The following is a 14,591-nucleotide window of genomic DNA, read 5'->3' on the forward strand; positions in this document are numbered from 1 at the left end:
CTCCGCGGGTCAGGCGATGGCCGGCCGGAATCGCAACGGCGGTGGTCCGAGCTCACCCCACGCGTAGGAGAGGAATCCTCTGGGGCGCAATGGGCGCACTTCTCCCCCGGGGTCGTGAAGCTGGAAGTCGTCCTTCCCGTCGCGCGTGATGCGCCATCCCCCGTGGTGGAGTTCCATGTGGTGGAAGCGGCAGAGCAGGATCCCGCGGTCGATGTCGGTGCGCCCGCCGTCGCGATGCCATTCGTCGATGTGGTGCGATTCGCAGTACGAGGCGGGGCGGTCGCATCCCGTCCACCGGCAGCCTCCGTCGCGCAGGGCGAGGGCGATGCGCTGCGTGGGGGTGAAGAGGCGCTGCTCGCGGCCGACGTCGAGCGGATTGCCGCACGCGTCGACGCGCACGGGCACGATGCCGGAGTCGCAGATGTGCTGATCGATCATGGCATCCGGAACCGCACCGAGTCCGTCTTCGGCGTAACCCACGCGCGCGCCGTCGTCGTCGACCACCTGCACCAGTCGCACCCCGGCCTGCCGGGTGCCGAACACGTCTCTTGCGTCGGCGAGCGCGCCCGCGCGAAGCAGATCGATGATGAGGTCGTACTGCAGCTGCTCGTTGGTGCGCGGATCGTCGACGAGCGCCTTCGCCTTGCTCTGCTCGTCGGAGTCGACGAAGCGCGGACCGCCTCGACGTGGTCGAAGGGCCGCGTGGATGAGCGTGCTGACGAGCGCCGCGCCATGGTCGTCGTAGGCGATGCTCGCGCGGCGCACGCCGTACTGGTCGATCCACTCCCGGTACGAGCGCTTCTCGTGCCGGTCGAGGAATCGCTGCTCGGCGCCTTCAGGGTCGAGCAGGTCGCGGATCGCGCGGGCCGCAGCGCCGAGCTCTTCGGCCGTGCGCTCTGGCGCTTCGGCGACCAGCTGTTCGGCTGCCTGCGCCCACGCGGCTCGGATGGCATCGTCGGCGTCTCGTCGCTGCTGCTCGTCGACGATCCCGTCGGCCGCGGGTGGCTCGGCGAGTCCGCGTTCGATGACGTCGAACTCGGTTGTGCTGATGCGGCCGTCGCGGCGCGCAGCGCGCAGCGGCTCGCGCCAATCGATCGGTCGCCAGGTGGCATCCGGACCGTCAGCGGTCTCGTCGGGGGCATCCGGATGCTGCGGATCCAGCTTCGGGAAATCCGCTTCGCCGCCGAGCATCGCCTCACCGACGCGAACCTGTCGGGAGGCGTCGGCCTTGCTCGATCCAGTGATCTTCTGCACGAGCGAAGCGGCGTTGCGATGCCCCTCCTTCTGTGCGGCTCCGGAGTGGCCGGCGTCGCGGTGCGAGCGGGTCGCGATGACGCCGACTGCGATCAGTCGCAACTGCTCGGCGTGCTGCAGCGCTTCGTTCGCTTCACGCAGGACGGCGACGACCTCGGCATCCGTCATGGCGGTCACCGCGTGCTGCGCCTGCGTGAGCGACGCGCACGCGTCGCCCCGCTCGCGCAGGGTCGGGACGAGCGCCGCGACCTCGGTGAAAGTTGCCATACTTCATAGTGACAGAGGCCACCGACATTCGAAGATTACACTGTCGAAAACTCGGCCGCGACCCGCAGCGCCTCGAGTGCCATCGGCCAAGGCAGGCGCTCCTGCTCGAGACGCACCCCGCCCTCCGAACGGATGCGGTCGAGCGTCGCCTGCTCAGACGGGGTGAGCGCCGGCAGCACACGCACGGCGGCGCCGTTCGGGTCGGGCACCCACAGCTCTCGGTGGGCGAGGAGCGTCGCTTCGTCCATAAGCACGCTGAGCGCGTCGACGCCGTTCGATCGCAGCCGGTGCAGGATGGCGAAGCCATCGGCATCCAGATCCCCCCAATAGAGCACCCTCGACGAAAGCGCCCACGGCAGGCGGTGAATCGGCACGGCGTATCCCCCACCGTGCACGGCGACTGCGACGGACCAGTCGGGCAGCGCAAGCACCGACTCGAGGTTCTCGCAGACGATGACGATGGCGGGATTGATCGGCAGGGCCGCGAGTTCGTGGATCGGCGCGGTGACGTCGCTCAATCCGCCGGGCCGATCGTCGGGGTCGAGAAAGCGGATCCGCAGCGTCTCCGGCGATGGCACGAGGCCGAGATCCTGTTCTCCGGTGATGGCGGAGTACATCGCCTCGACCAGTGCGCGGTGCGTGCCCAGCCACTTGGTGTGCATGCCGGGGATGGGCACCTGGCGCAGTCGATACCCGGAAGACGGATGCCGGCGCAGCCACGTCAGCACCTCGAGAAGCAGCGTGAAGTCGAGGTCCGTCTGCCTGTCTATCGCTCCACCCCGACGCTGGATCGCCCCCACGATCTCTTCGCCGTCACCGAAACGCTCGCGGAGTTCCCCCGCGCGGTCGCGGATCCGCGCCCAATCGCGGTACACGACAGCGCCGGCGAATCGCGCGAGGGCGTCAGTCGTATGCAGAGACAGTCGTTCGGGCAGTTCTTGCCTGCCCGCGCTGGGCCAGTTCTTGGTCGCCCAGCCGATCTGCAGATCAGCACCCTGAACACTCCGCCACGACGCCGCCCACTCGCTCGCCGCGCGCGGGTCGGCCAGCACCTCCCGCTCGGTAGGCGGTTTCAACGGAATATCGAGCGCGACCGCCGCACCACCCCGCGCCGCCCATTCCCGACGCCCCTTCTCGACGGCTCGCGCTGCGCGTGCACGAGCCTCCGTCACGGTGACCGGCATCACTCGACCTGCTCGAACGGCACGTTCGACAGCAGCGATTGCTTGCGGGTCGGGTTCGACACCGACGTGACGGCTCCGACGTAGCTCTCGATCGTCTGGAGCAGCTTCTGCGGTGTGGCGAGGATCATGTGGAACCCGAACTCGCGGAACACGTCCATCGCCATCCGGGTGTACTGGCTGTCGGCTTTGTCGAACGCCTCATCGAGCACGATCGTGCCGTACGCGGGAACGTCCTGTTCGTCGTCGGTCAACTGGTAGCGCAGGGCTGCCGCCAAGCAGAAGATCACGAGCTTCTGCCTCTGCCCGCCCGAGAGTCCGGCGCTCGAATCATGCACGCTCAGCACGCGGCCCGCGCGGTCGACCTCTTGCGCCTGGAACGTCACGTGTTCGCGCGTGTCGAGGCAGCGCTGACGCCAGGCGTGATCGGCGCGGTCGCCGTTCTCAGCTGATTCGAGGCGATCCATGATGCGTTTCAGCGCCGCGAACCGCTGCTCGGCTCGCAGGTCGTTCTGATCCCATGACCCGTCGACGATGCCCTTCAGATCGGCCATGAACTCCGTCGCGTCCGGCGATCTCCTCGTCTTCACCCGGATCCGCAGGAAGCGGTCGGCGTCGAACAGCGACCGCCCCAGAGACGCGTTCACCGGATCGATGCGCTCCTCGATCTGCTTGGGCGCGTCGCGGATCTCGCTGAGCAGATGCCCGATCAGGTCTCGCGACTTCTCGCGCAGCAGTCGCCGGAACTTCTCTTCATACTCCGGAAGGCCGCGGGTGCGGATGCCGTCGAGCAGAGCCCGATATCCGCTGCGATCGTCGACGTCCGACGTGAGGTCGGGCGCGGTTGCAGGCCATGCGCCCCGGAACTCGGATGCCAGTCGCGCGAACGCCATCATCGAGCGGGCCCGCGCCGAGTCCGCCTCCTTCGCTGCCACATGCAGCGCGTTCGCGACCTTCAGCCCGATCTCGCCGATGTTGGAGGTGTCGATCCGCCGCTGCACGGTGCGGTACCTCTTCTCGAGCAGTGCTGCATCGGCATCCTCCAGCGTCACCCCCTGGATGTGGCCGGTCAGACGAGCGATCAGCGCGTCGGATTGCCGCAGCGCTTCGGCCGCGAGCGCCTGGGCCGCCTTCGCCGTGTCGGCTTCGGCGCTTGCGCGCTTCTGCTGCTGCTCGGCATCCGCCACCGCCTTCGATGCGTCGTCGAGCTCGCTGCTTCGAGCGGTGAGGCGAGCGAGCTCCGCCTCTCTGTCTGCGAGCGTGGCGTCGGCGGATGCAGCGTCGAACTCGGTCCAGGTGCGCTCGAGCACGCGTTTCAGCACCAGGCGTCTGGCCAGAGCGGCCTCGGTCGCCGCGAGGTGCTCGTCAAGCTCCGCTCTCGCGAGATCGGTTTCGCGCTGCGCGACCGCACGACGCTCGAGAAGGTGGTCGATCTTGGCCTGATTGTCGGATCCGAGAATCCAGTGGCTCCGGTCGTCGATCGACACACGATCGTTCTTCTCGTACCGGCGTGCCGAGGTCTTGATCTGCCCGCCCCGGGTGACGCCCCGCTCCACGTCATCGAGGTCATCCGGCCCCGCGACGCACGAGATGTCGTACGACTCCGACAACCGAGAGTGCATCCAGCTCGCGAACGGGCCCTCGGTGACCGCAATGCGGTGCAGCAGCGAGTCGCGCGCCTGCACCGGGCGCGGAGCGCCGGCATCCGCGGGCACCGCCTCGATCACGAGACGCGTTCCGAGCGAGCGCTCCTCGATGAGACGCCTCACGCGAACCAGATCAGCGTCACGCACCAGCAGGGCCGAGGCGAGCGGACGAAGCACGCGCTCGATCGCGCCGGTCCATTCGGCGTACTCGGGAGCCACGTCGATCAGTTCGCCGCCGAACGGCAGGCTCTTCTCGCTGACCCCGAGCTCGCCGACCAGCCACTCCCGCACGGCGCGCAGCCGCGGTTCGAGGTTGCTGCGGCTGTGCTTCAGCGACTCGAGCTCGGCATCGAGCTCGTTCAGGTGGCGGCGCGCATCGGCGTACCGCTCGTGGGCGGCGTGACTGCCCTCGTCGTCCTGGGTGCGGTCGAGATGTGCGCGCGCCGATTCCTGCAGAGCGGCGAACTCTGCGGCATCCGACGGCGCGTGTCCTATTCCCGCAGAACGCAGCTCGGATGCGAAGCGCTCGACGTGCGCGCGGATGCGCTCGCCCTCGCGCCGGGCGTCGTCGATGCCGCGCCGCAAGAGCCCGGCATCCGCTCCGCCGAGTTTCGCCTCGTGCATCCGCGCCTCGCTGAGCGCACGCTCGGCCTGTTGTCGCACCGCGTCGGCAGCGGTCGCTCTGTCTCGCGCGCGGGCGAGTTCCGCCACCTGATCTTCACGCTCGCCCTGCGCGAGCCTCAGATGGAGGCGATCCTGAAACGGCTCCTGCATCTCGATGAGATGCTGCAGCTCGGCTACTTCTCGCGACTGGCGTTCGTACTCGGCCGTCGCCTCTTCGAGGCGTTCGAGATGCTCGGCCTGACGACGCAACTCGACCACATGCTCGTGCGCCGCATTGAGTTCGCGGAACTGCTCGGTGGCGTTGCGCGCCTGATCGAAGGTGCCGGGCCGATCGAGCATGAACGCACGAAACAGAGTGTCGAGGTTGCCCAGGTTCTTGGCCGACTGCGTCTTGTGCAGCAGGTGCAGGGCGTTGTCGCCGCTGATGCCGAACACCCGCCGCATCCGGGTGAAGAAGCCGCCGTGACTGCCCGTCGAGACGAACGCGTCGGGGAACGCGGCCTTGAGACGACGCGCTTCGATCCCCTTCGCGACGAACGGCGCGAGCTCGGTCAGCGCGACTTCCGTGCGCAGCAGCAGGAATGCGTCTTTGAGGTCGGCGCGCGCCGTCTGCGTGCCGGGCAGGTGGAAGAGCCGAACGAGGCTCACCGGCGCATCGTTCTGGTTCTCGAAGCGCAGCAGAATCGCGCTCCAGGTCGCTCGCGGGCGAAGGTAGGTGCTGACGGCCCGGTCTTCGAGCTCGTCGGCCTCTTTGCTCCACGCCCCGCGCACGTAGCTGACGAGGCCGCGGTCATCGGCACGTGACGAGGCGTCCTGCGCGGCTGCGTTGAAGCGCAGCCACCGTTCCGGTGTCAGCACGGCGGCGATCGCATCCAGCAGCGACGATTTGCCGGACCCGGATGCCCCGGTGATCAGGTGCCCCTTGCGGGAGACGTCGATGCGGTGGGCTCCGTCGAAGGTGCCCCAGTTGACCACTTCGAGTCGCGCGAGGCGCCATTGCCCCGGGCGCAGGTCGTCTTCCGCGGCGGCTTCTGGATGCATCTCAAGCAACGTCATCTTCGGCCCCCTCGTCGTCATCGGGCGTCGCGATCTCCAGTTCGGCGACCACGCCGCTGCTGTCGCGTTCGCCCGAGCGAATCCGCGCGTACTCGGCGGCGATGATGCGCACCTGATCGGCATCGACCAGCATCCGCAGCACGGGCGAGATCTCGACGCGCTCGTCGGTGAGCGCGTGGACGACCCGCAGCTTGTTGCGCATCTTCAGCCACGAGGCGTTCAGTCTCTTGGCGAAGTCCGTCTCGTCGCGGTCTTCGGTGCGGAAGGGCACGAGTTGCTCGAAGACGTCGTCTCTTCCGACGATGACGCGCCCGTCGTGCTCGCCGCTGAGCAGCATCTGCCGCAGCACCAGCAGCATCGCGGTGTCGATGAAGGTGAGCTGCTCGGATCTCACGGCGACGGGGGCGTCCTGTTCGCCGGTGTCGGCGTTGCGCACGAAGGCGAAGCCGGCGTCGCGGTCGAGCACCAGATCGAGGAAGAGGTCGTGCAGCCGAGATCGGATGCTCGCTTCGTCGGCGAGCAGCGCCGACCACGGGCCCGGCGCGCGGGCGGCTGAGAGGTACGGCCCCTGGATCAGCTTCAACAGCGCACGTCGGGCGTCGATGCTGAGCGTGCCGGTGTCGCCAGGCCACCTGGCGCTGGCGGCCATCTCGTGGGCCGCTGTCGTTGCATCCGTCTCGGTCACAGAACCCTCCCCGTGAAGCGATAGCTGGGTATCCGCGCGGCCCTGGTCACGGCATCCGCGCCGACCCAGGTGACGCGTTCCGGGCCGCTCGCCACCCCTTGCGCGGCGCCGATGGCCAGCAGTCCGACGACACTCGCGACCCCCTGCGTCGCCGGGAAGCGCTCGAACACCCCGCCGACCGTGACCGCGTCGACGTCTTTCAACATCTGGTTCACGTTGCCGGTGAGCTCGTCGAAGTCGATCTCAGTCTCGCGCGCGAGTGCGCGCAGCTCTTCGATGCTGACCGGAGCTGCCTCATGGGTGATGACTGCCTCAGGTGCGTCGTATGCGGCGGGGTCGTGCAACCGAAGCGCGCCGGCGCTGCGCATCGGCACGGCAGAGAGCGACAGGCTGATCTCGGTCGCCTTGTACGGCTTGATCCGGATGCTTGCGGCGTGGCCCGCGGCGAGCGCGCCGCGCAGCTCTCGGCGCAGCACGCGATCGCGCTCGTACTCTTGCGACTGCACGTAGCGGCGCAGTCCCCTCGCAAACGTCGTGATGACGTCGTGTATCTCGCCGCTGCGCTCTTTCAGCGTGCGCAGCAGCTGGCGCAGAAAGCGGCGTTCGGCGGCGCTCAGCGCGCCGGCGAAGTCGCGCTCGAGCACGCGCCGGATGTCGTCCTCGAACTCCTGGCCGCGCTCGGGGTCGAGCACGAGTCCGGCGAATCCGGTGAAGCTGCGCCCCGCGTCGGATTCGTCGATCATGTTCACGCCGCGGAAGATGTCGTCGAGCACGGTGCGCTGGGCGGCATCCGATTCCAGCACCCGCGCGCGCAGGTCGCGATTGAGCTGCTCGAATTCTGCGCGGACCCGTGCAAAATCGCTGGGGATGTCTTCTGCCATGGCGAGGATGTCACGCACGCGCTCGACGGCGCGCTCGTGGTCGACCGGTGGTGACTCGCCGCGGTTGATCGCGTCGATCTCTGCGTCGATCTGCGCGCGCTGCTCTTCGAGCCGTGCGATGCGGGTGCGCGCGTCGGGGTCGGAATCGACGGCCAGGCGGTGCAGCTGGGATGCGATGCTGGCCAGCCGCGATTCGGTCGCCGCCTGCCGCGGCTGCGCGAGCTGTGCGAGAAACCGGCTCGCCGTCAGCGCGGCCGGCGACAGCTCGAAGGTCTCGCCTCGGCTTGTCTCGGCGGGTCGCCGCACGAGGTAGCCGGCGGTGCGCCAGTCGGCGCAGTACGCCTTCGCGGTGCCGGGCAGGTCGAAGCCGTGTGCGCGCAGTTCGTCGAGGTCGGCGTCGATGCGTTCGTAGAGGTCTTCGCTCTCGATGCGGCGCTCTTCGCCGCCGAGGTGGGCAGCGAGTACCGAGACCATCACCGGCGCATTGTCGGCGCGCAGCATGCGCCACGCGACGTGCTCGTCGAGCAGTCGCGTCAGCGCGTGCGCCTGTGCCAGTGCGGTCATGGGGTCTCCTCAGATGGGATCTCGCCCATCTTGAGGGATGCTACCGACAGTGGCCGACGCGGTCCTGCTGGGCCACCGTCTGATACTGGGTAATGTCCGCGCGGGAGGGGAAGGTGTTAGTCGGAAGCCGACCCGTCCGAGGACGGATCCACCCCGCGCTTCCGAGCGCCGAACAGCGCAGCCGCCTTCCCGCGGATGCTGTCGGCGGCGCCGGAAATCGCCGCTCCGGCGTCCTTCACGGCGGTCACCGCACGGGCCTCGTCCGGCACGCCATCGCCGTCGAGGTCGACCGAACGGAACACCTCAGCACTCTTGCTCACCGTGCCGGCGACTCCGACTCCAGCGCGTTTCACTGCCGTGAGGGCGCGGGCTTCATCGGGGATGCCGTCGCCATCCAGGTCCACGGATCGGAAGGCTTCGGTCGCGGTGCTCAGCACGCCCCACACGCTTTCGCCGAAGTCCTTGACGTTGCCCGCTGCAGAGTCGAAGGCGAGCATGGCGCGTGACGGCTCGGCGTCCGTCGGCTTCTCGTAGTCTTCCAGCCACTCCGGGAAGCCCACCGGCGGCTCCGGAAAGGCCATGCGCGCGGCCTTGACGACGTCGCGCCCGAAGGTGAAGCTGCCGACGCCTCCGATGACGGCCCCGACGCCGAACGGGATCGCCTTGCCGACCGCGCCGGCGCTGAGCTTGCCACCGAGCTTGATGGACTCGCGTCCCAGCGCGATCGTCAAGGGCGCGAGAGCCGATTCGGGAAGCTGCTCGGTCAGCACCTCGCCCCAGCCCTTGGGCAGCGCCTTGCCGACGACGCCGGAGGCTGACGACTTCGCGGCGCTTACGCCGCCGATACCGACAGCGTTCATGACCATCTTGTTCACCTGGCTCTGCGACTTCTGCCCGAGAAGCATCCCCAACACGAGCGGCTTGGCGCGCTCAGGATCGTCAACGGGGATCCCGTGCAGCTCGGCCACTGCAAGGACGTAGAGGGCGCTCGTCTCGTAGAAGAACAGCACGTCAGCAACGCCGAGCCCGAGGGCGATCGGAACGCCGAGGCCCGGGATCGCGGCGGATGCTCCGACCCCGCTGCTCGTGATAGTCACCGTCGCGACGTACCGGCTGTCGAGTTCCTTGAGCATTTCGGTCGGTGTCGCCTGCGGCTTGGCACGTCGGACCGAACGCAAATACTCCAGGACGACCGGACGCTGCACGGAGATGGCTTTGTACATCTGGGCCTGGAAGCCCTCGGTCTGCGCTGCTTCGCGGGCCTTCCCGACGACGACATCGGGCGCGATGCCCGACGCCGGAGTTGCAGTCTCGTCTGCGGCCGGGTTACCTGCGGGTTCAGTCATGGGGTTCTCCTCGCGTCAGGGCGAGTGTATTGGAGGGCAGGGACATGTCTGCAGTTGCGGGTGTCAAGTCTCGAGCGTCAAGAGTGCCCAGGCACCCTCGGAGCTCGTTCGGTGCACATCTCTGATGACATCCCGGCAAGTGGCAAAACGCGTCCGCTCTGCCAATCCTGTGGTTCCGGCGCCAAGGCCGAAGCGGCGAATGTGAGCCACTCCGGGATGGAGGCGGCGAACCGGCTCACGGCTTATCTACAGCCACCACAGTGTCGTAGAGCCCGTATCGCCGTAGCCCTTCGTGCGATTCGATGCCCGTGTACGACAGGGACGCGTCTTCGTACCTGCGGAATGCGAACACGGCCTGATTCATGTGTCCAGCGTTGAAGACGCCGAGCGAGACGAGCAGGTTGAAGTCCGCAACCGACAGACCAGTTACCGCCTTGAACAGCTCCGGCTCGATCTTCGTGATGACGTCGTACAGCGTGTTCTCGCGGTAGTCCGTCAGGTACATGAACGCGGGGATCCGGGTGGCGAACTTGATCAGCTTCTCCTGGATCTGCTTCCGCTTGGACTTGTACTCCTTCTCCTCCGCAGTCAGTTGCTTCTTCTCGCCGGGTGTGATGTCGTCGCCCTTCTCCTTCTTGGCCTTCGACACCGCCTCACTCTTGTTCACGACTGTCTCGAAGACGTTCGACCCGAGCGCGCGGAAGCCCTCGATGTTCATGACGGCGTCCATGGCCTCCTTCGAGTCCATGATCTTCTTGAGCGTCCCGTTGTCGACGTTGACGAGAACTGCCGACTCCCATTTGCGCGCGAGGAGCGTCGCCGAGGTGCCCGACATGGCGATGTCGAGGATGCCGGCGGCGTCCACCTGTGTCATGTTCGACCCGTCATACGCGAGAACCGGCAGGAAGCTCACCAGCTCCTCGACGGCCTTCTCGGGGTTCGGGTTCTCGGGCGCCAGCCCGCGGCCGTACTCGCTGATCTGCCGCAGCGCCCGCGTGGGCGCGAAGTCGAACACGAAGCAGACCGGCTTCAGGATCGCCTCCTCGTGCGGGTCGTCGCCGTTCGGGTTGCGGATGCTCCAGGGCGACTGCACTCGGAACGCCGCCTGGAAGTACGTCTCCGGCGCCTGCAAGTTGCGCAGCATCAGGATCGACGACCACTGAGGCACCGTGACGCCGGTCGTCAGCTTGCCGACGGTGAGGGTGATCGTCTTCGTGTCGTGCCCGTTGCCGATCGCGTCGCGGACCGGCGGCAACGCCGCGAGCCCGACGCCGATTCCGGGAGCGGAGACATTGATGACCGTGTAGTCGTGCCAGAACGCGTTCTGCGGTTCGGCGAGCAGGTTGCCCATGGCCGCACAGGATGCCGTACGCGGCAGCATCCACAGCGAATGCTGCATGTACGGCAGCAGCCGGGTATCGGAGTACGGGAACGGCGGGCGTGTACCGGCTTTCAGCGCATCGACCTGCGTCGGCATGTACGAACCACGGATGATGTCGAGCCATTTCTGCACGTCGTCCTTGTGCACGAACTCGGCGTCGGCGCCGGCGCCCTTCGCTTCGAAGAACGCGTTCAGATCGAACTCGTCAAACTCCCCCTGGTGCGCGATCGCGACCAGCTCTTCGGGCATCTGGTAGGTGAGCAATCGCATCTCAGGCAGCGACGCGTAGGGGTTCGGCTCGTCAGGATGCTCTGCCGCGAACTGCGCCTTCGCTCGCTGCTCGTCGGTGTACGTCCAGTTGAAGATCTGCTCCTCGATGAAGCGCCCCTCGTTGAGCACCTTGAACGGTGTGCCCGAGAGGTAGAGGTAGGCGGATGCCTTGATCGGCACGAACGCGTCCTCATCGCTGCCGCGCTCCTCGAGCTCTTCGGCGAACGTCTCCTCCGCGGCAGAGAACTCGATCTTCTCCTCCTTCTTCGCGTCGTCTTCGCCCTCGAACAGCTCCTTGGCCGCGTCGCGCCACGCGCCGAAGTGGTACTCGTCGAATACGACGAGGTCCCACGTGAGCTCGGTGAGCCACTTGTGCTTGGGCTTGAAGTTGCCGGCCGCGTCACGACCCATGAGATCCTGGAATGACCCGAAGAAGACGAGCGGATGCTCGGGGTCGACCGTTGACGGATCGCCCTCGTTCTTGCGCGAAAGGTACTGCCAACCGTTGAAATCGACGTGCGTCTTGAGGTCGGTGTCCCACGCGTCTTCCACGGCCGGTTTGAAGGTCACGACGAGGATGCGCTTCGCCTCGAGCTTCTTGGCCAGCTGGTACGTGGTGAATGTCTTGCCGAAGCGCATCTTCGCGTTCCAGAGGAATTCCGGCACAGCATCAGAGTCCTTCGACCAGCGGTCTTGGTAGTACCAGTAGGTCTTGTCGACTGCCGCCCGCTGCTCGTCGCGCATGCCGAAGGTCGCGTGGTGGGAACCGGAGTAGCTCTCGTTGGCCCGGAGTTCGGCGATCGCAGTGCGGACGTCGTCGGCTGTGCAGCGCATCCACTCGCGACTGGACTCGAAGACGACATTCTCGAAGCCCTTCTCGATCAAGCGCTCGCGGACGTCGCGGTCGGTGAATATGCTGCCGTCTTCGCGATCGGCCGGCTCGTCGACCTCGAGTGTGTAATCGACCCGAGCTTGACCCTGTGACTGCTTGATGCGGTCGTTCACGTTCGCCTGCGTTGTCTGCCCGACTTTCAGGCAATCCCGCCAGCGTTCTGCGACCTCGCCGGACGACCATGCGTAGATGCGGAGGCGGGCTTCCGGCTTCGGCTCGAAAAGTTCGACGGAGCGCTCAGGCATCGTCGGGATCCGGGACATCAAGGAGGGTCGCATCGTGCGCGGCAACCTGAGACTCGATGAAGGCGATCTCTTCAGCTGTTAGATCGTAGCGCTCGTAGAGGAGCTCGTCGGTCCACAATCTGTCGAGCGGCAGATCCGGAACGAAGGCATACACACCTCGCGCGGCGTCCTGGGTTGACTTGCGCAGAGACACTAGGAAGCGAGCGAAACGCGTCTCAAGGTAGCGGGCGTAGTTGGCCGCTTCGCGAGATGAGTCGAACCTGCCCGCGACGAGATAGGTCTCAGTGCATGCGGTGCCCGGGCCAGCCATGATCGGACGACCCAAGAACTTCGTCTCGACAGCCGCGCTCGTACCCTGAACCCGAGTCATCAGCACCTTCCACTCGTCGACCCAGCCACGATTGATCGGCAACTCACCTCGCTCGATCCAGTCAACACGCTGGTTCGCGTACAACTTAACCGGCTCGGACATGCCGGCGGCGTTCGGATTCCCTTTGAAGTTGGTGGGGAGCCCGAAAGGCTTACGACTTGAGACGCGAGCGTCGAGAGTTGGCTCGTTCTTGGCTCGGACCTTCTCGAGTATCGGAACGGCCGCGTTCCACCTGACGAGGATGTCGTATGCGTCAAGATAGCGTTCCTCGGCTTCGCCGGCGGGCTGTCCGTCCCACATCGTCTGTATGCGACAAGGCCCATCGTGGTCTCGATCCCAAAGGAAGTAGGAGATGCCGCCTCGGATCTTCACTCCGGGAAATGCCTCGTAAAGCTTCGGATAGTCGACAATGCCCCGTATGCGGTGGTCGCCGAGCATGCGGGATCGAAACGCATCAAGCCCTTTTCCGCCCGCGAACCATCGGGAAGGGGTGACGAAGATGCCGTAACGCGGGTCTAGTGCAAGTGCGTTCTCAACGAACAGCTGATAAATGGGGGCTGCGGATGTGCCGTGGCCCCCATCATCAAGTTGATACGGCGGGTTCCCGATGATGACGTCGAACTGCATGTCGGCTCCGAACAGCTCGTTGACGCGAGCCTTGATGTTGTCAGTGTGAATGAAGGCGTAGGCGTGGGTCTCGAGGAACTCGTCGCGAGCGTACTCTCCCTCTGACGCTCCGCAGTACCTGCATTTGCCGGTCCCAACCTGCTCAACGAGCTCCTCGTCGCCCGTCAGAGGATTCGAGCGGCGCTCCTTCCTGCGGCCGGTCCAGGTGTGCTCAGTCCGGTCGAACCAGATGTTTCCCCAGTCCCGGTCGAACGACTTCGCGATCGAGAACTTGCCCGTAGCGTCCTTGGAGCAGTACACACTGCGCCGCGCGAGCAGCGACGTGAGGCGCGTGATACCGATTCCGAAGACCTGCTTGGTGAGGATGTGGTCGACACGCTCCTCGAGGTCGGGGATCTGCGACGCCAGGCCCTCGGTCAGACGCCGGGTGATCTCCCGGAGGAAGACGCCCGACTTCGTGAACGGGTCGAGGAACGTCACGGTCGAATCGGCCCAGATCGACTTGCCAGCGTTAGATTCAGCCCATGCCTGCTCGAGGGTGTCGAGCATCTGGTTCGCGAATTCGGGCGGCGTGAAGACCTCGTCGTTCGAGAGATTGGCGATACAGGTGAGGACGTCGGGGTTATGACCCTGGAGGGTGAAGGATGCCTGGAGGGTCATGACGCGGCGATCTCCTTCACGGTCATCGCCGGGTAGGTCTGCACCGGCGTGAAGATCTCGTGCTCTTCGAAGTGCGCGAACAGACCTTCCGACGCCGCGGCACGCTGCGTGAGGCTGTCGTAGCGGAAGTCGCGTCGCTGGAACTTGCCCAGCCCGAGGTACGCCCACTCCGGGAAGGTGATCGGCTCCCCCGCTGCGGTCGTCATCTTCAGCGCATCGCCCTGCACGACGTTGACCGCCAGTACGGCCGTGGCGGCATCCAGCCAGACGTCTTCAGACTTCAACTTCAGGTACCGGGCGAAAGTACCCAGCAAGTTCTCGCGGCACTCCTCTGCGTTGTCTGCCAGCAGTTCGATGCCGTAGATGCACATGAGCCCGAACAGCGCGTAGTGACGCCTCTCGAAATCGCTCTTGCCATACCGCGCTTCGACGGACGCGAGCTTGCGCTCGAGGACGGGCACGAGGAAGTTGCCCGACCCACAGGCAGGCTCGAGAAATCGCGAGTCGATCCGCTCGGTCTCGCTCTTGACGAGATCGAGCATGTCGTCGACCAGCCAACGAGGCGTGAAGACCTCTCCGTGATCACTGACACGCTGCTTCGACTTGACCAGCTTCTCGCCGACCATCGCCGCCCTCCCCTGG

At 66.3% G+C, this 14,591-nt stretch carries 9 protein-coding genes; all 9 read right to left on the bottom strand.

The features are described 5' to 3' along the window. Positions 1-9: 9 nt before the first annotated feature. The 9 genes from BFN01_RS03860 to BFN01_RS03900 all read right to left on the bottom strand — a co-directional run bounded on the left by BFN01_RS03860 (position 10) and on the right by BFN01_RS03900 (position 14,575). The gene (locus BFN01_RS03860; protein ID WP_071641755.1) at positions 10-1,521 is read right to left on the bottom strand and encodes an HNH endonuclease signature motif containing protein; all 1,512 of its coding nucleotides are present in this window, start codon (positions 1,519-1,521) and stop codon (positions 10-12) included. Between the two features lie 35 nt (positions 1,522-1,556). Continuing rightward, positions 1,557-2,705, bottom strand: a complete 1,149-nt coding sequence (locus tag BFN01_RS03865; protein WP_071641757.1) for a Wadjet anti-phage system protein JetD domain-containing protein — start codon at positions 2,703-2,705, stop codon at positions 1,557-1,559. After that, on the bottom strand, positions 2,705-6,028 hold the full coding sequence (locus tag BFN01_RS03870; RefSeq protein WP_071641759.1) for an ATP-binding protein: 3,324 nt from the start codon (positions 6,026-6,028) through the stop codon (positions 2,705-2,707). Before BFN01_RS03870 ends, BFN01_RS03865 begins: the two co-directional genes overlap by 1 nt. Beyond that, entirely contained in the window at positions 6,015-6,713 is a 699-nt protein-coding gene (locus tag BFN01_RS03875; protein ID WP_256221020.1) for a DUF4194 domain-containing protein, read from the bottom strand. Before BFN01_RS03875 ends, BFN01_RS03870 begins: the two co-directional genes overlap by 14 nt. Further along, a complete protein-coding gene (locus tag BFN01_RS03880) occupies positions 6,710-8,158 on the bottom strand; it encodes a DUF3375 domain-containing protein (protein WP_071641761.1) in 1,449 nt (482 codons plus the stop codon). Before BFN01_RS03880 ends, BFN01_RS03875 begins: the two co-directional genes overlap by 4 nt. Positions 8,159-8,274: 116 nt before the next feature. Then, positions 8,275-9,504 carry a hypothetical protein gene (locus tag BFN01_RS03885; RefSeq protein ID WP_071641763.1) on the bottom strand — a complete coding sequence of 410 codons (1,230 nt, stop codon included), beginning with the start codon at positions 9,502-9,504 and terminating at the stop codon, positions 8,275-8,277. Positions 9,505-9,739: 235 nt separating this feature from the next. Then, positions 9,740-12,292 (bottom strand): GIY-YIG nuclease family protein, encoded by a 2,553-nt coding sequence (locus tag BFN01_RS03890; RefSeq protein WP_071641765.1) that lies wholly within the window; start codon positions 12,290-12,292, stop codon positions 9,740-9,742. Further along, the gene (locus tag BFN01_RS03895; protein WP_071641767.1) at positions 12,285-13,949 is read right to left on the bottom strand and encodes an Eco57I restriction-modification methylase domain-containing protein; all 1,665 of its coding nucleotides are present in this window, start codon (positions 13,947-13,949) and stop codon (positions 12,285-12,287) included. The genes BFN01_RS03890 and BFN01_RS03895 overlap by 8 nt, the downstream gene beginning before the upstream one ends. After that, entirely contained in the window at positions 13,946-14,575 is a 630-nt protein-coding gene (locus BFN01_RS03900; RefSeq protein WP_071641769.1) for an N-6 DNA methylase, read from the bottom strand. Before BFN01_RS03900 ends, BFN01_RS03895 begins: the two co-directional genes overlap by 4 nt. Positions 14,576-14,591 lie beyond the last annotated feature (16 nt).

The organism is Microbacterium sp. AR7-10 (genome assembly GCF_001878835.1).
GTDB classification, from domain to species: Bacteria; Actinomycetota; Actinomycetes; order Actinomycetales; family Microbacteriaceae; genus Microbacterium; species Microbacterium commune.